Raw genomic sequence first — 289 nt, 5'->3', positions numbered from 1 at the left:
TTTAACCTTGCGGCCGTACTCCCCAGGCGGTCGATTTAACGCGTTAGCTCCAGAAGCCACGGTTCAAGACCACAACCTCTAAATCGACATCGTTTACAGCGTGGACTACCAGGGTATCTAATCCTGTTTGCTCCCCACGCTTTCGCACCTGAGCGTCAGTCTTTGTCCAGGGGGCCGCCTTCGCCACCGGTATTCCTCCACATCTCTACGCATTTCACCGCTACACATGGAATTCTACCCCCCTCTACAAGACTCTAGCCAACCAGTTTCAGATGCAATTCCCAAGTTA

At 52.6% G+C, this 289-nt stretch carries 1 rRNA gene; it reads right to left on the bottom strand.

The window, feature by feature from the left end:
* Nucleotides 1-289, bottom strand: a 16S ribosomal RNA gene (locus tag HMPREF2886_RS19500); the annotation flags it as partial.

The sequence above is a fragment of the Pseudomonas sp. HMSC066A08 genome (genome assembly GCF_001813025.1).
GTDB lineage: Bacteria > Pseudomonadota > Gammaproteobacteria > Pseudomonadales > Pseudomonadaceae > Pseudomonas > Pseudomonas aeruginosa.
Note: the sequence above shows the minus strand (reverse complement) of the source record. Positions and strands in the feature narration are given on the sequence as shown.